We start from the raw sequence: 18,072 nt of genomic DNA on the forward strand, positions 1-18,072 counted from the left end.
ATGAACGGAAACAAACTGTATGAATGGTAGGACTTTATGTACGAATGGCAGGTTTAATTGATTTGGTAAATTATAATACTGTTTTTATCGCCTATAGTTACAAATTCTGGACGTTTTTCCTTGTCAATATTATCGAGGTCAATGGCGGAATTCCCATAGACGGGGAAATTGTCAATCGATTTGCCTAAACTGTCAAATAGGTAAACTTTTTTGGTCTGTAAATCAGTTACGGACACGTAAATTTTATCGTTTACATAAAAGATTTTTGGGGGCGAATAATCGCCGTAATCTAGCTCTATTTTGTTAGTTTTAATGTGCAATACATTTTCAGATAGAGTGACCAACGTTTTACTAGTAGCGTTAATGGCGTGCTTTTCACCTAAACTCAAATTGACACTCGAAAGTTTTCCGTTTTGATCAATTTGAATAAGATCTCCCTTAACTGTAGTGGTGGTGAATTTGTTGTTGTACAGATAAATGCCGCTGTCACTAAAATCGATGTTGTTTTTAATGTTGACGCGTGTTTTACCTACACGACTCAAAATTTCAAGTTCTTTGCCCTGTACAAATACAATATAATCTTTTTTGCCAATCCTAAAATGTTGCGGTTGGGTGTTGATGGTTTTTTCGGCCTTTTTATAGGTAAAGCCGGAAACGATTTTGCCTTTTTTGTCGTACATCAATACTGCATTGCCTTGAGTAACCATCAGGCGGTAATCTCTATTATTATCATAATCAAAAACTGAAAGGGGTTGCGTGATCTTATCCTTAAGTTTTAAAGGAAATCCTCCAACATCCTTGCCGTTTCTATCTAAGACATACACTTCGTTTTGGGTAGCAAATGCCAATTGGAGTTGGCCGTTTTTGAAGATGTCCATCTGTTCAACACGACCGAGGATTCTGCTTTTCAATTGCTTTTTCCACTGTACTTTCCCGTCTTTAGAAATCAAGTATACATTATTATTGACATCTTGCACCACCACTTCCATTTGACTGTTGGTATGATTGTTTACAAATTGCGGATTGGTAAGCAGGTCAGCATCCAGGGTAACACTCATATCTTCATAAACAGCACTCGATGTCGCTTTCTTTTTGTTCTTTAATGTAATGGCGTGTACGTGGGCAAAATCTGTATCGTAAACAAACTGAATGGCAGAGGTGTTAAAATCATCTGTATTAATAGTAGGATCAGCCTTAAAATTGGAGTTGACAATAGATTTAAGATGGTTGGAGTTCGCGTACACAAAAAGGGACGATTCATCACTTAAGTGTTCCATCATATTTTCAAATGCGGCATCAGTAATTAGGGTGGTGCTATTTTGGTAATTGCTCACCACATCCTTAAGAAAATCAATGGAGTCTGAAAACACAAAATAATCGTCTATTCTGATGTAGTTTGTGGCATTTGCATAAGCTATAAAAGGGTCAAACACTTTTGAAAAAAGTTGGGGTTGGTCGAACTCATAAATTGTAATATCTCTATAGGTTTCTACGGTGTTCAACACGCCTAAAAAATTGCTCATGTTAGGCGCATCAATACTGTGTAAAAATAGGGCCTGCTGATCATTCTTATAGAGCATTCCTGCTTCCAACACGCTTTCAAAAATTGGATTCTCAACAATAGTATCTGCACTTCTAAAGGAGATCAGCTGCTCATTGAATGTTTTATAGGAATTGAAGGAAAAGCTCAAAAAACCATCCACGTCAGCCGGGGCAATTTTTGGTAATTGATTTTCTTGGGGAACAGTGTTCTTAAAGACGTTAATTAAACTTTTAAGGGAGTCTTTCGCTGTAGTAATGCCATTAAACTTAAGCTGATCTTGGGTTAATTCAGCATCCAACAGCATATAGTTGCTCAATTGTACAGCATTGAGGTTGGAATCTGAAAACAAATTTGGTTTAAAAGCTTTGTCTTTGGTGTCGATGATAAAGGCTACTGAGCCGCCATTTCCGGAAGTTTCATACAGGCGTTTTAATTCAGGATCAGTACTGCTTTTATTAAAGGCTTTTTCAGTGAGCGCACGATTATTGGAGGCGAAAAAAATACTGTCTTTAACTACACTATATATAATGGTGTTGTCGATTGTGGTTTTGGTAACCGTATTTCCTTTGTTAGATAAGGTCTCTACAGAATGGTTGGGCACAGAGTCTAAATTAAAAAGATCTTTGTGGTATTTTGTAATAATGGCCACCTGCAGGCTGTCTGTTTTTACATTCCCCAAAGTCAGCAATACCTCTTCCGAAGGTTTGAGGTGGTCTAAAAATTCCAGTTTAGAATTTAAATCGATAAGGGCATCGCTTTTGGCGAATTGGCTGAGCAAGCTATTGTTCTTAAAAACATTGATCAGACCTTCTATGGATGTGGTTTTTACAATAACTGAGCTATTCTCAGGTATCAGATTTATGAGATTGGAGTGTTCCTTAGAGTCAGTATCACAACTGATCACGAGCATAAACGTAAGTAATAACCAAATTGTTCTCATAGAGGGTTTCTTGCAAATATAAAAAGTTAGAGATCTAATTGAAATTGTTGTGGCACTAATCTAAAGCTTTTGCGATGATATTTGGTAATGCCGTACCTTTTGATGGCTTCTCGATGCTCTTTGGTAGGATAGCCTTTATTTTGCTTCCAATTATACATGGGGAATTCTTCATGAATTTGGCACATATATTCATCTCTACCTGTTTTGGCTAAAATGGAAGCTGCCGCAATATTCATGTGTTTGCCATCGCCCTTAATGATGGTTTGGTGTGGAATAGAATTAAATGGTTTGAATCTATTGCCATCTACACTGATAAATGTTGGGATCGTTTTTAAATCTTGAATGGCTTTGTGCATGGCCAAAATAGAAGCGTTAAGAATATTGATACTATCAATTTCTTCAGGGTAGACGTGAGCAACCGCGAAAGCGATGGCTTGATCTTCAATAATTGGTTTTAAAAGATCACGTTTCAGCTCGGTAAGCAGCTTAGAATCATTTAACACCTTGTTTTTAAAACCTTGGGGTAAAATCACGGCAGCGGCGGTTACGGGTCCTGCAAGACAGCCTCGGCCCGCTTCATCAGTGCCACATTCAAAAGGATCTAAAGTATACGAAAGTTGGAGTTTCAAAAGCCTTAAAATAGTTTTTGACAAAGTTATAATTTTTTACTTGGGCATTGAGGAAGTAATGATTTAAAGCATGCCAATCCAAATATTTCTGAAGCTGACCAAAATTAGGTTGACTGACAATCTGGACTAATACTTAGTCACCAATATTATAAATCTCGGAACGTCAATGTTCCGAGATTTTTTTTGTTATATCCTTTTTTAATTTCCAATTTTTTAAGATGATGTTAAGGTTAAATCTCAAGTTGTGGGCTCAGATACTTAAATTTTAAGAAAATAAGTTGATTTTTTAACACATCATAATTTGCCAATTGTAAAAATGCAAGGTATTAGCTAAAAAATTAGCGAAAAATACGGTTATCGCCAAAATATAAATCGTTTGTTTATTTAGAGGATTGATTCATTTTATTTTTCATAAAATATTAACCATGAGATTTTTTTTAGTGATTTTTTGAGGTCCTTAATTCTCAGTCAATTAGCCAATTTTATGAGTAATAGCGGGCGTTTCAAGCTTAACATAATATTAAGTATAAGGCTTGCTTAATTTGGTTTTTATTATGATGTTTGCGCAAGACTAACTCAAATAATTGTTTTATGAAATTAAAATTAACATGGTTAATGACGCTTTTTATGGCGTTTGTGATGCAAATTTCTCTTGCACAAGAGAAAAGTGTGTCAGGTGCAGTAACCTCTGCTTCAGATGGGTTGCCATTGCCTGGCGTGAGTGTAATTGTAAAAGGCACGACTCGTGGAGTCCAAACTGATTTTGATGGTAACTATACCATTAACGTGAGTTCTGGTGAAACATTAGCGTTCTCTTTTGTAAGTATGAAAAGTACTGAAAAATTAGTAGGTGCTAGTAATACAATCAATGTTGCGATGGAAGAAGATGTCGCTGCATTAGATGAAGTAGTAATTGTTGGTTATGGAACCGCAACGAAACAATCCTTTACAGGATCTGCAACAACTGTAAGCGCAGAGAACCTCGAGGTAAAATCATTTTCAAACGTTTCTCAAGCATTAGCTGGTGAGGTAGCGGGTGTTAATGTAATTAACACTTCAGGTCAGCCTGGTACTGCCGCAACAATTCGTATTAGAGGTTTCGGTTCTGTAAATGGTAACAGAGACCCACTTTATGTAGTAGATGGTGTGCCTTATAATGGTACAGAAAACATTAATGCAATCAATCCTGCTGACATTAAATCGACTACGGTTTTAAAAGATGCAACTGCAACCGCTATTTATGGTGCAAGGGGAGCGAATGGTGTTATTTTAATTACTACTAAAACTGGTAGAGCAGGTGAGTCTTCAATTAATGTGGATGTTAAAACTGGCTTTAACGTAAGTTTATTGCCAAGAAACGAAGTGATTAGAAACCCTGAGCAATATATTGGTTTAGCTTGGGAAGCTAAGTATAATAAAGGTGTTGCTTTAGGAGAAGCTGATCCAGAAGCCTATGCAAACAACAGTTTGTTTTCTTCAAGTGGTATCGCCCCTTTTTACAACATGTGGAATGTAGCTGATGGTGGAGAACTTATTGATCCTTCAACTCGTTCAGTAAGATCTGGGGTTACAAGAAGATATAATCCTGAAAATTGGGAAGATTACGGTTTCCAAACCTCTTACAGAAAAGAAGCTAACTTAAGCTTTAGTGGTGGTGATGACAAAACTAAATATTTCAGCTCATTCGGTTATTTGGATGAAGAAGGATATTTAATCAATTCAGACTACGAACGTTATTCTGCACGTCTTAATGTTTCTCACAAACCAAAAGAATGGTTAGAGGCGAGTGCAAACTTAGGTTACGCGCTTTCAGAAACAAACAACAATGGTCAATCAGAAGATTCAGGAAGTGTATTCTGGTTTGTAGACAACTTACCAAGCATCTACCCACTTTATTTAAGAGATGCTAACGGTCAAACAATTGCTGATGATAAATTTGGCGGCAATGTATATGATTACGGTAGCAACGGTAGAGGCTTTGGTGCTTTAACGAATGCAATTGCTGATGCAAATTATGACAGAAGTCGTGCTAAAAGACATGAATTGAACGGTAATTTCTCTTTTGATGTGAAATTCACTAAAAACCTTACGTTTGAAACAAGATTTGGTTTCCAATATTATAACGATAAGTACTTTAGTTTAAACAATCCTTTCTACGGTTCGGCTGTTGGACAAGGTGGTTCGATCTACAGAAGAGATACGGAATATTTTGCTAAAAACTTTTTACAGTTGTTACGTTATAAGAACAGCTGGGGAGATCACTCCCTTGAAGTGTTAGCAGCTCATGAAGCAAACGACTGGACACAAAGACGTAACACTGCAAGTATGCATGGTGCTGTAAGTCCTTATGTTGATGACTTAAACAACTTTATCATTGTATCTTCTCCTCCAACATCTTGGACAAGAGAAGCGATTCTTGAAAGTTATTTTGGACAGATCAATTATGATTTTGATCAAAAGTACTATTTGACAGGGTCTATCAGACGTGATGGTTCTTCAAGATTTCTTCCAGGCAACAAATGGGGTACATTCGGATCAGTAGGTGCTGCTTGGGTATTATCAAATGAAAACTTCTTACAAGGATCATCATTTGTTAATTTCTTAAAATTAAAAGCAAGTTACGGTCTTGTAGGAGAACAAGCGGGTGTTGGACTATATCCAGGGATCAACAGTTATAACGTTGGAAACCTTAATGATGGTTTTGCACTTTCAAATAGAGATTACGGGAACCCTAACTTAACTTGGGAAACATCTACTCAGTTCCAAACTGGTGTTGAGTTTACTTTAGGTAGAAATGGTTTCTTAGAAGGTTCTGTAGATTACTATAGAAAATTAACTAAAGATTTATTATTTGACAGACGTAATAACCCATCATCTGGAATTGCGGTAACAACCGTTAATGATGGTGAATTAATGAACAGCGGTATTGAGTTCAACTTATCGGCTCATGTCGTGAAAACAAATGATTTCACTCTAGACGTATCTGTAAACGGTGAGGTTTTAAACAACGAAATCAAAACGATGCCAATTGATCCATCAACTGGATTGCCAAAGTATATTGATACAGCTGCAAGTAGTTTTGCATATGCAAACGGACACTCTATTTTCGATTTCTACATGAGAGAATGGGCTGGTGTTGATCCTGCAGATGGTAGAGCAATGTGGTACCGTTATTTTGACGACGCAAACAGCAACGGTCAATTTGATGCTGGTGAAGGTTTTGATACAGCAGATAATGGATCTGGCTCTATGATTGAGTATTTAGACAAAAATCCAAATGCTAATGTTCAGAAAGAAACTACTAAAACCTATGCTAATGCAACGACAAAGTATGTAGGTAAATCTGCAATTCCTAAAGTAAGAGGAGCATTCAGAATAGCTGCAACTTACAAGAATTTTGACATCAGTTCACAATTCCTATACAGCATTGGTGGTTATGCGTATGATTCAGCTTATGCTAACTTGATGCAAAACGCGCAAGCTGGTGCTAATAACTGGCATGTTGATATCTTAGACAGATGGCAACAACCAGGTGATGTTACAAACGTACCTAGATTGTCTGATAACTATGCAACTGATAACCGTTTCTCATCACTTTCTACACGTTTTTTAACTAAGTCTGATTATCTTTCTTTAAACAATATTAAATTAGGATATACCTTAAAATCAGATGCAATTGCAGCGGCTGGAATTGATAATTTAAATATCTGGGTATCGGGTGACAACTTGTTCTTGTTCAGTGAAAGAGACGGTTTCAACCCTTCAACGTCTGAATCAGGTGTTTCAAACCAATACAGATACACGCCATTAACTTCATTCACAATGGGTGTAAGAGTTAAATTTTAATAATAATTATATATATGAAAAATAATATAAAACGTTCAATTTTCGTAGCCTCGCTCTTTTTAGCGCTTGGTTGTTCAGAAGATTACTTGGAAACAGCTCCTACAGAGTTTATTTCTGCTGAAGATTTGCAAGATGCAGCGCAGAATAATCCTGACCTTGTAGCAGGTATCTTGTCTGGTATTTACACGACAATGGTTCAAACTGGTACCGGTGGTACTGATTTAGATCATGATGATTTTGGTCAAAAAGGCTATGATCTGTATTCTGACTTTTTATCGTCAGACGTAGTTTTAGCTGCTACCAACTATGGCTGGTATAGAGGCGTCACGGAATATGTTCCGACGCAAGACTTTACATCAAACAGCAATTATAAGCCTTGGAGATACTATTACAGAATCATTAGATCTTCTAATGAGGTTATAGCTACACTTGGTGGGAATGATGCAGTGCCAGAATTGGCAGAAAACAGATGGGTATTGGGTCAAGCCAAAACGCTAAGAGCACATTCTTATTTTTATTTGTCACAATTATTCGCTAACAGCTATGACCCATCTGCAGAGATTTTACCTTTGTATGTTGAGCCAGCTCAAGAAGCGTTGCCAAGATCATCAACCAAAGAAGTTTTTGATTATATTATTGCTGACTTGACCGACGCTATTTCATTGCTTTCTGATTTCAATCGTGAAAACAAAAGTCAAATCAATGATTTTGTAGCAAAAGGTGTGTTAGCATATGTTTATGGGGTTACCGGAGACGCTGCACAAATGAAAACTGTAACTGAAGACATCATCAACAACGGTGGTTTTCCTTTAATGAGTGCTACTGAAGTAGTAGGTGGATTTAATGATGTAAACACTCCAGGTTGGATGTGGGGTCAGGATATCACTACAGATTTAGGATTGGATTTAGTTTCTTGGTGGGGACAAATGGACTTGTATACGTATAGCTATGCTTGGGCAGGAGATCCTAAAACTATCGATAAAGGTCTTTTTGATGCCATTCCTGCTAACGATGTGAGAAAAGGACAATTTTTTAATGAGCCAGGTGGAGATTACTTAATGCCATTGAATAAATTCTATGATCCAGCTAAAGTAATTGGCGGACAAAGAGTAATTACCACTGATTATGTGTATATGAGAATTGCAGAAATGTATCTTTTAAATGCTGAAGCAGCTGCACGTCTTGGTGATGAAGCTGGAGCTAGAGCCCGTTTGGGAGAGTTATTGGCAAAAAGAGGCGTTGACTCTGCGTATTTAAATGGTTTGTCAGGTGCGAATTTACTTGATGAAATCTACCTTCAAAATCGTATTGAGCTTTGGGGTGAAGGGAAATCTTATTTAGCTTTAAAGAGATTTAAGAAATCAACAACAAGAGGTACAAACCACTTGTCTAATGTTGGCCAAACACTTCCTTATGATGATGAGCGTTTGACTTTTGAAATTCCAGAATCAGAAATTCAAAATAATCCATTCATCAATACTCAGAATTAGTACATCTTAAGTATTTATATTGTAAAGGCAACCTGAAAAGGTTGCCTTTTTTTTTGGTTTAAATTGTTCTTTTGATCTGATTAGCTAAAACTGCGCCGTGAACAATTAGTGTGTTCCTTTTGTAATTCAATTGAGGTTTTATATAAAGAAGCGGAGGAACTTCTGGAGACATAGTTCCCTTTTTAATGATATTACATAAACTTCTTTTTATACACTAAAAATCGAACTATTATTTTTCGAATCTTGCTGCATGATATTTATAAAAAAATCATTGTTCATAGATATATACACTTATAAGATTCAATCAAATCTACAATTAACAAAAAACTAATGATTTAACAAATTTTAAGTTTTAGATACTGCGATATGTAACACAACAGAATCATTTTATTTAATGTATAAAACAGCGCTCATTTTTGATTTTATTATAAATTTTATAGGCTTTATGAGAGGAAAATAAAATAAATGTATAAAAATAATACGTTTTAAATTTTGGATCGGCCATCACTTTTTTTGTTCAACGATTTAAAGGTTAACTAATTAACTCTTTAAATAAGAAATTTAGGTTTTTAATTATTAACATTATTTTAAGGATTCTACTTGTTTTTTTAATATTTTATTGTGAAGTTTGTGCAGGACTAACTCAAATAATTGTTTTATGAAATTAAAAATAACAAGTTTACTGACGCTATTATTGGCGTTTGTGGTGCAAATTACGTTTGCACAGCAGCAAGGGGTTTCCGGAACTGTCACTGATGAAAGTGGCTTACCGTTACCAGGAGCTACCGTAATAATTAGGGGCACAACGACAGGTGTTTCAACAGATTTCGATGGGAAGTATTCCATTCAAGCAAGCTCAGGTCAAACACTTGTGTTCAGCTACGTAGGGTACGCTACTAAAAACGTACCGGTTGGCACATCCAATACTTTGGATGTATCCTTACAACCAGACAATACCTTAGATGAAGTAGTAGTGACGGCACTGGGGATAAAGAGAAATGCTAAAGAGCTCTCCTATGCAGTTACCACATTAGAAAGTGACGCTGTTACGGAAACTAAAGCAGTTAACGTAGCAACGGCTATGGTCGGAAAAGTAGCAGGTTTACAAATTAATACAACTAATAATGGTGTTAATCCTAACACTCGCGTTGTTTTAAGGGGTAACAGATCTTTATTGGGAAATAATCAAGCACTGATTGTGGTGGATGGTTTCCCATCCAGTAGAGGGGTGTTAGACCGTATCAATCCTAATGATATTGAAAATATCAGTATTTTAAAAGGTGCAAATGCAGCAGCCATTTATGGTTCTGAAGCGACCAATGGTGTTGTTTTAATTACTACTAAAAGAGGTAAAGGAAAATTAAAAGTTTCTTATGCAGGATCAGTTACTATAGAAAACGCTGCATATTTGCCAGAAGTTCAAGATCAATTTGGTGTGGGTGGTTTTCCTGATGGAACACTATATCCATTGGAAAATGTTGCTTGGGGACCGCGTTTTGACGGAAGACTCGTTGATGCCAGTGAGACTTTAGACAACGGTGAAGTTTGGCAAGTGCCTTTTTCTCCTATTAAAGATAATCACAAGAACTTCTTTAAAACTGGGAATACTACAAGACATGGTGTTACTGTTAGTGGAGGTGATGATTCTGGAGACTTCTTAATGTCTCTTGATCAAACCAATACTTCTGGGATTGTTCCTAAGGATGAGTATAACAGAACTAACTTTAGGTTAAAGGGATCTAGAACTTACGAGAAATTATCAGTAGGTGGTAACTTATCATTCTTTAGAGCGCATTCAAATGTTGTTGGTGAAGGTGGACGTCAGGACAGAGCATTGTACTGGAACATTCTTAATACGCCATTACATTTACCTATGGAGCAGTTGAAGGACTGGAGAACAGGGAAGTTTACCCGAAATGAGACGTCTTATTTTGCTTTCTACGAAAACCCATATTTTATTGTAGATACGCAAAGAGAAAAAAATGATTACAATGAATTTAATGTGTTAGCTAATGCCGATTATCAAATTACTGATTGGCTAACTGCTTCTTTAAATCTAGGCTATACCTTTTCAGGACAAACCAACAAAAGAGAGTTTGGAGCGTTAAAGTATGCTTTTGAATTGGAGCATGTCTATTCTAGAATTGACGAATACGGTGCGCGTACTGCGGACGGTTCATATAATTCCTCTCGTTTTAATTCGGATTTTATATTGAGATTTGATAAAAACGTCAGTGAGAATATCAACGTTAAGGCGACCGTGGGACAAAACATTAGACTTACGGAGTCTAAAGAAATTGATATCTCCGGTGGTGATTTAATCATTCCTGATTTTTATAATATTTCTACAAGAACAGGAGAAGCATCAGTATCAGAAGAAACAATTAATTATAGAAGAGTTAGTTTTTATGGTGAAGCAACTGTAGGTTATAAAGATTTTCTTTATGTAACGGGAACTGGTAGAAATGATATTTCTTCTACGTTACCTGTAGATGCCAACTCCTTCTTTTACTATGGTGGTGGTGTGTCATTTGTTCCAACTAGCGCATTCCCAGGTATGGTGTCTGATAAAGGCCTTAATTATTTAAAGTTTACAGCGAGTTATGCGAAGACAGGAAATGACCCTTCGGTTTATCAAACGCAAGGTATTTTCTTTGCTCCAACTAATTTCCCTTACAGTAATACTGTTGGTCTGTCTCAATCAAGTACAGAGGCTGCTCCAGATTTAAATCCAGAGTTTACAACATCAGTAGAAGTGGGTGTGGAAATGGCTTTTTTTAGAAGTAGATTAAGAGCAGAAATTGCTGCCTTCCAATCTAATTCTGTAGATCAAATCATCCCAGTACAAATCTCTGAGGCTTCAGGAGCTAGAAGAGCTATTGTAAACGTTGGTGAAATTGAAAATAAAGGTTTGGAAGTTGGATTGACTGGAACCATCTTAAGATCAACTGATTTTTCTTGGGACATGGGAGTCAATTGGGCACCTTTAAAAACTGAAGTTATTTCATTAACTGATGGTGTTGATGAGCTAGATCTTGGAGGGTTTGCAACCGCCCAAATTATTGCGAAAGTGGGCCAGCCTTATCCACAAATTAAAACTACTGCTTACCAAAGAGATTCTCAAGGTCGTGTTATTGTAGGAGCTAATGGAGACCCTCTTCAAGATAGTGATAATCAAATTCAAGGTAAAACAACACCAGATTATATTGTCGGAGCAAATACAACTATTCGTTATAAAAACTGGAGTTTATATGCTGTAGCTGATTATAGAACTGGTCATGTGTTTTATAACAGTCTTGTAGATGCACTTGAGTTTACGGGTTTATCTAAACACAGTGCAACTGCGGGAAGACAACCTTTCGTATTCCCTAATTCATCTTATAATACGGGTACAGCAGATAATCCTACCTATGCTGAAAACACCAACAGATTAACTTCAGGTGGCGGTAACGCATTCTGGGATAGTTATAATGACGTCAAGGAAAATTATGTTACCGATGCGACGACTTTAAAACTTAGAGAATTATCCTTAAAGTATTCTTTCAACGGTGAAATTTTAGATCAAATTGGTGTGGATGCTTTTGAGTTAAGTTTATTTGGTAGAAATTTAGTGACTTGGAGACCTAAGGATAACGTGTACACTGACCCTGAATTTAATTTCACTACTGGTAATGCTGTAGGTATTGGGACTCAAAGCCAAACAGCTCCTACTAGACAATTTGGTATGAGTTTGAATGTAACGTTCTAAAAAAAAAATGAAAATGAAAACAAATAATATGAAAAAAGTAATATATATATTATCGCTCGCTCTGATTAGCGTGGGCTGTAGTAAATTTGTGGATGTTAATGATAATCCTAACAATCCGCCAATTTCTACACCTAGCTTGACTTTGCCCGTTGCACAGCAAGATTTTGCAGCATTAAATGCGAGAACCCTGACCTATTTAGGTAATTTCTTGGCAGTGAATTGGGCTACACCCTCTAACTGGCAGGCCAATGCTATCTTTTCACGATATGATTTTACCTCACAAGATTTTGCTAATGTGTTCGAAACGTCTTATGCTGATATCTTTAAGAATTTGACTTACATTGAAAATTATGAAGATCCATCGGGTGCTGTTGATTATACCAACTATAAGGCTATCTCAACAATTATAAAAGGCTTTCAATACCAATTGTTAGTTGATTTGTATGGGGATGTTCCTTTTACAGAAGCTAACTTACGTGGTGAGAATACCACCCCTGCTTATGACGATGGTGAGACAATTTACAAGACTGTAATTGATAATCTAACGGATGTAGTTGATATGATTAATGATGCACCTGCCAATGCAGAAAATCCTGGAGGTCAGGATATCATTTTTGGTGGCGATATGGACCATTGGGTTGAATTTGCCAATACCATTAAGTTAAGAATGCTTGTGCGTATGAGCAACACTGGTCAAGATTCGTATATCACCTCCCAAGTTGGCTTAATCAACGCTAATGGTGGTGGTTACATTATGGATGATGTAGCTTCAAATCCTGGATATACATCGGATGAAAATAAGCAAAATCCATTTTGGGATTACTTCCGTAAGCCTGCAACTGGAGACGAGCAAAATAGGGGGGATTTTACAGTTGCTACGACCACTGCAATTTCATTTTTACAAAATAATGCAGACCCTAGGTTGTCAAGGTTATATGCTCCTTCAAGAACTGGAAGTGCATTTAAAGGTACAGTACAATCAACGGCGTTACCTGGTACCGGTTTTACAAGTAATGATTTAGCAAAAGTTGGACCTGGATTGCTAAAAAGCGCCAATCAAGATCAAATTATCATGTCTTTAGCTGAAGCTTTATTCATTCAGGCGGAAGCTGCGCAAAGAGGTTATATTACTGGAGATGCAAAAGATTTTTATGAAATGGGTGTCGAGGCATCATTTGTTCAACTCGGCGTAGAAGATGCAGTTGAAGAAGCTGAAATATACTACACACAACCTATTAAAAATGTGTCTTGGGATGCGTCTCCTAATAAAATTGAAGCAATAATCACTCAAAAATGGGTGGCATTAAATGGCACTTCGTCTATTGAGTCATGGATTGACCTTACAAGAACTGGATTCCCGTTAGGCTTACCAATTCCTGCTGAATCGGCTGGTAGCAGACCTGTACGATTATTATATCCTGCTTCTGAAGTATCAAGAAACACTGCAAATGTTCCTAAATTAACTGCGGCAGATGTATTTACTAAAGCTCCATTCTGGAAATAATAACATAATAGATTATGAAAAATAAAATATTTAAAATAAGAAATATTGCCACCATTTTAAGTGTATTCTTTATGGTGTCTTGCGATACGCTACTTGACCAAAACGAAACCGATTTTGGCAAAGGTCCAATCTTGGCTCAGTTTGAAAGTTCAAGTACGACAGCCAATTTTATTACAGATGGGACCGTTGCAACGTATAATGTGCCCATAGCCATTGTTGGAGGAAATAACTTGCCATTAAGTCAACCTGTTGATATTACTATTAGTGTTGACCCAAGTTCTACAGCTCAGGCCGGAGTAGAATTCGCTTTGGAAAAGACGACTTATACCATCATGCCAGGAGATATGTCTGTAAATGCTGAAATTAAAGTTGATACTAAAAATTTAGATCCTTTTGATGCCAAAACCTTGGTGTTGCGAATTGATTCCTCATCACAAGGGGTATCTGAATCTAATAAAACTAATATTGTGCTTCAGGCAGTTTGTGAACTAGATATGAGCAGTTTCGTTGGGGACTATACGTCTACAACTACTAGAGTAGCTGGTGAAAGAACATCTAAAGTTGAGTTGGGTCCTTATCCTAATTCATTATTAATTACTAATGCAGAAGCATATGGTACAGATGAAATTTTAGCAGTATTAAGTGGTGATGTTACAAAACCTACAATTACTTTTATTGAGAAAGAAGCCATTCTATATGTGCATGCAACTTATGGAGATCTTTGGGCTACAACAATAAGTCCTGGTTTATCCACTTACAATTCTTGTGATTACTCAATGAATTTAGAGTTTAAACGTTGTGTAAGCATTGGTTGTTTTGGTGGATCAAGAAAAATTACACTTGTAAAACAGTAACCATTTAAATTTCTAATTAATCACTTCGATTTTTAGAATAGTATTTTAATTAAACCTGAACAATATGATATTGTTCAGGTTTTTTTTGTTTTAAAGATCTATTGTATTTCATTGTTGTCCCATTAAAATCTTAGCAAATTTGATCTTGCTAACAGCAGCAAGCTGTTAGGAAAATTAGAGATATATCATCTTGATAAAGCCCCTTAAAGAGCGTTTTTGTTTTTGAAATTAAAATGGAAAATCGGATATTCTTAATTTTCAAAGGTTTGCGAATCAAGTCTTATGTCATATGTCTATCAGCGCAGTGGTCTTAAGTTATTGTCGGACACTAATAATTGTAATTATAACTAATTGATAGATGTCAATAGCAGTATCGGGTTGACTATATGTTAATAGTTGATAGTCATTGACCTCAATGATATATAAGTAGTCCTCTCGAACAAATTATAGATGAGATGTCATGCAATACGTATTGATATTTATATAATATAGAAGCCAAATAGAAGTTATATGATTATTTTTGTCACACAATAACAGATAATGAATAAAGTATTTCTACTTGGGGTTCTCCTGCTTTTTAATTTTAGTACCGTAATGAGTCAAACCACGTTGTCGAGAACTGGCGGTGGAGGAGATACACTGCAGTCTGCACCTAAAAACAAGGTTGCCAAAATTGAGCAGTATCTGATTATTGATAAAAACAGAGATACTACTTTTGTCGATTCTACACTATCCCTCAAAAAAGACTATAAATTCAATTATCTAAGACGTGATGATTTTGGCCTATTGCCGTTTGCCAACCTCGGACAAACCTATAACAGTCTCACTCACGATTATAAAACCAATCGGTCTCTCCCAGTATTTGGCGCACGTGCCAAACATTTCAACTATATGGAAATTGAAGATATTCACTATTACCATGTACCAACGCCATTATCTGAGATGATGTATAAAACAGCATTTGAACAAGGGCAATTGTTAGATGCATTTTTCACCGTAAATACATCCAAACAATTTAATTTTTCAATAGCTTATAAAGGATTGCGTTCTTTGGGTAAATACCAACATGCATTAACCAGTACCGGAAATTTCAGGTTTACCACAAGTTACAGCACTAAAAACAATAGGTATCAAGCCCGGGCCCATGTGGTCATGCAGGACATCCTCAATGAAGAGAATGGTGGTTTAACGGATGCTGATGTTGCAAACTTTCAATCGGGAGACCCTGAATTCATTGATCGATCCGTCTTTGCGCCAAATTTTGAAGATGCTGAAAACAGCTTGGAAGGCAAACGTTTTTTGTTAGACCATCAATACAATCTGCTTAAACCTTCAGATAGTACTTCCAATAGTATACGTGTAGGACAGGTGATTTCCTTTGAAGATAAATTCTATCAATATACCCAAGCCACCCGCAATGACTTTTTTGGGGAGTCTTTTTTAGGGAACGCAATTAAAGATAGAGTAACCTTAGAAGAGTTTTCAAACCAATTTTTTGTCCAGTATAAAAACAAGATTTTGGGTGAGCTGCAATTTAATGCGGATTATGCCAATTATAATTACGGCTATGATGCTGTAACCGTAATTGATGGCAAGCAAATTACCAACCGGTTAAAAGGAAGTGTTTTTGGAATTGGCGGAAGTTATCAGAATACAATTGGAGGGTTTCACCTTAATGGCGAATTCGGTTTGAATATCTCTGGTGATTTTAACGGCAATTTTCTCGATCTTAATGCGTCCTTTACGCTCAGTCCAGATGTTAATGTAATGGCCAGATTAAATACCAATTCCAAACAGGCCAACTACAATATGTTGCTTTACCAAAGTGATTACTTAAATTACAATTGGGATAATAGTGACGCCTTCAAAAATGTACAGACCCAGAATTTAGCTTTTAAAATCCAATCAGATCGTTTTGCAAGTGCAGGAGTAGAGGTAACCTCCATTACAAATTACACCTATTTTGGTCAGGATGCCAATAATAGAGTCAAGCCACTTCAAACGGACCAGTCACTTAAGTATTTGAAAGTTGACCTATCTAAGGAGTTTAAAGTGGGGAAGTTTGCACTAGACAATACCATATTGTATCAAAACGTGCTAGACGGAGAGGGCATTTTAAATGTGCCGCAAATTATAACGCGCAACACGCTTTATTTTTCTGACCACATATTTAAAAAGGCGCTCTTTTTACAAACCGGAATCACGCTTAACTATTTTACAGATTATAAGATGGATGCGTATGACCCCTTGTTGGGTGAGTTCTATGTGCAGAACACTACAGATATTGGAAATTTCCCGAGGTTGGACTTTTTCATTAATGCCAAAGTAAGGCAGACCCGTATTTTTATAAAAGCCGAGCATTTTAATTCGGCCTTCACGGGATACAATTATTTTTCCGCACCCAATAATCCTTACCGCGACTTTACCATCCGTTTCGGTTTGGTATGGAACTTCTTCCTGTAATTGCTATGCAGATGATTAAACGATTATCGCCTCAAGATTTACAAGTTGGTTATATATTGAGTTATGGGTTTCAAGTTGTTCTGACGGATGGCATTTTCAGCTTGTCTAGTCTGGTGAATAAATGCAGAACGTAATTTAATTTGGCACCAGGACTATAAGGTAAACTCCAAGTTTATTATAGCGGTATGCTTTATTAAATTCGTGAATTCAATGGCGTAGCTTCTCCAAACCAGATTTGTAATTCATTCTTGTAAGTGTACTGTATATTACTTATACAAAAGTACCCCACTAAATCCTCAACGTTCAGTTAAAATCAATTGCGATCACTTTACACCGTATCCTTATATTATATATAGGTAACGCAGTTGATATGTAAATAATTTTTTTGGGCGTTCGGTCTGCCCTTGGGGGCAGCCCGCCGCGCTCTCGCCCCTCACTTTTTATAGCCGCACAGGCGGCTATAAAAGAGTTCATACAAGGGCTCCATCGCTAACGCGGGGCACGCGTTGGATTGGTGCAAGGTTAGTGTGGCATATAAATTAGGACGTAACATATTCATTTTCAGAACTAAGAAAAAAAATATAAAAGAGTGTAGATTTAGTTTGTTTGTAAAGTAAAAAGGGTTGTATATTTGCACCCCGCAAACGATGTGTTTTACACTACAGAGTTTCGGAAAAGTGTTCATTAAAATCTTAAAATAACGAAGCGAAAATTTTTTCAAAAAAAGTTTTGCAGATTTAAAAAAGGGTTATATATTTGCACCCGCTTAGCGATTGAGTTCGCTGAGAGAAACAAAGAAACAAGTTCATTAACATATTGGATTGACAGCGTAGCGAAGTACTGGAAACGGTATTAGCACAATAAAGAACAAACCATTTTGAGTACCAAACATTAAATTTCCTTTGGTCGTTGAAAAGTACTGAACTATAAGTTCAAAAAAATTAACGATGAAGAGTTTGATCCTGGCTCAGGATGAACGCTAGCGGCAGGCCTAACACATGCAAGTCGAACGGTAACAGCACTTCGGTGGCTGACGAGTGGCGCACGGGTGAGTA

At 36.6% G+C, this 18,072-nt stretch carries 8 protein-coding genes and 1 rRNA gene; 7 read left to right on the forward strand and 2 right to left on the reverse strand.

The annotated features are described in order from the left end of the window. Positions 1-53: 53 nt before the first annotated feature. The gene (locus tag ES711_RS13200) at positions 54-2,483 is read right to left on the reverse strand and encodes a PQQ-binding-like beta-propeller repeat protein (protein ID WP_146893767.1); all 2,430 of its coding nucleotides are present in this window, start codon (positions 2,481-2,483) and stop codon (positions 54-56) included. Between the two features lie 26 nt (positions 2,484-2,509). Further along, a complete protein-coding gene (locus ES711_RS13205) occupies positions 2,510-3,112 on the reverse strand; it encodes a ribonuclease HII (RefSeq protein ID WP_146893768.1) in 603 nt (200 codons plus the stop codon). Between the two features lie 591 nt (positions 3,113-3,703). Between ES711_RS13205 and ES711_RS13210 the strand changes: the two genes are divergently transcribed. From ES711_RS13210 to ES711_RS13240, 7 genes are all read left to right on the forward strand, one after another. Continuing rightward, on the forward strand, positions 3,704-6,958 hold the full coding sequence (locus tag ES711_RS13210; RefSeq protein WP_146893769.1) for a SusC/RagA family TonB-linked outer membrane protein: 3,255 nt from the start codon (positions 3,704-3,706) through the stop codon (positions 6,956-6,958). 14 nt (positions 6,959-6,972) lie between these two features. Further along, on the forward strand, positions 6,973-8,448 hold the full coding sequence (locus ES711_RS13215; protein ID WP_146893770.1) for a RagB/SusD family nutrient uptake outer membrane protein: 1,476 nt from the start codon (positions 6,973-6,975) through the stop codon (positions 8,446-8,448). A gap of 658 nt (positions 8,449-9,106) precedes the next feature. After that, positions 9,107-12,196 (forward strand): SusC/RagA family TonB-linked outer membrane protein, encoded by a 3,090-nt coding sequence (locus ES711_RS13220; RefSeq protein WP_146893771.1) that lies wholly within the window; start codon positions 9,107-9,109, stop codon positions 12,194-12,196. A 28-nt stretch (positions 12,197-12,224) separates the two neighbouring features. After that, positions 12,225-13,700 (forward strand): SusD/RagB family nutrient-binding outer membrane lipoprotein, encoded by a 1,476-nt coding sequence (locus ES711_RS13225; RefSeq protein ID WP_246139192.1) that lies wholly within the window; start codon positions 12,225-12,227, stop codon positions 13,698-13,700. A 14-nt stretch (positions 13,701-13,714) separates the two neighbouring features. Continuing rightward, positions 13,715-14,554 (forward strand): hypothetical protein, encoded by an 840-nt coding sequence (locus ES711_RS13230; protein ID WP_146893773.1) that lies wholly within the window; start codon positions 13,715-13,717, stop codon positions 14,552-14,554. 540 nt (positions 14,555-15,094) lie between these two features. Beyond that, the gene (locus ES711_RS13235; protein WP_146893774.1) at positions 15,095-17,017 is read left to right on the forward strand and encodes a putative porin; all 1,923 of its coding nucleotides are present in this window, start codon (positions 15,095-15,097) and stop codon (positions 17,015-17,017) included. A gap of 944 nt (positions 17,018-17,961) precedes the next feature. Further along, positions 17,962-18,072: ribosomal RNA gene (locus tag ES711_RS13240) — 16S ribosomal RNA — on the forward strand; the annotation flags it as partial.

The sequence above is a fragment of the Gelidibacter salicanalis genome, assembly GCF_007997285.1.
GTDB classification, from domain to species: Bacteria; Bacteroidota; Bacteroidia; order Flavobacteriales; family Flavobacteriaceae; genus Gelidibacter; species Gelidibacter salicanalis.

Excerpts from the sequence above, each read along its gene's own strand:
- ES711_RS13200 (WP_146893767.1), bottom strand. The coding sequence starts at position 2,483 with ATGAGAACAATTTGGTTATTACTTACGTTTATGCTCGTGATCAGTTGT.
- ES711_RS13210 (WP_146893769.1), top strand. The coding sequence starts at position 3,704 with ATGAAATTAAAATTAACATGGTTAATGACGCTTTTTATGGCGTTTGTG.
- ES711_RS13215 (WP_146893770.1), top strand. The coding sequence starts at position 6,973 with ATGAAAAATAATATAAAACGTTCAATTTTCGTAGCCTCGCTCTTTTTA.
- ES711_RS13220 (WP_146893771.1), top strand. The coding sequence starts at position 9,107 with ATGAAATTAAAAATAACAAGTTTACTGACGCTATTATTGGCGTTTGTG.
- ES711_RS13225 (WP_246139192.1), top strand. The coding sequence starts at position 12,225 with ATGAAAAAAGTAATATATATATTATCGCTCGCTCTGATTAGCGTGGGC.
- ES711_RS13230 (WP_146893773.1), top strand. The coding sequence starts at position 13,715 with ATGAAAAATAAAATATTTAAAATAAGAAATATTGCCACCATTTTAAGT.
- ES711_RS13235 (WP_146893774.1), top strand. The coding sequence starts at position 15,095 with ATGAATAAAGTATTTCTACTTGGGGTTCTCCTGCTTTTTAATTTTAGT.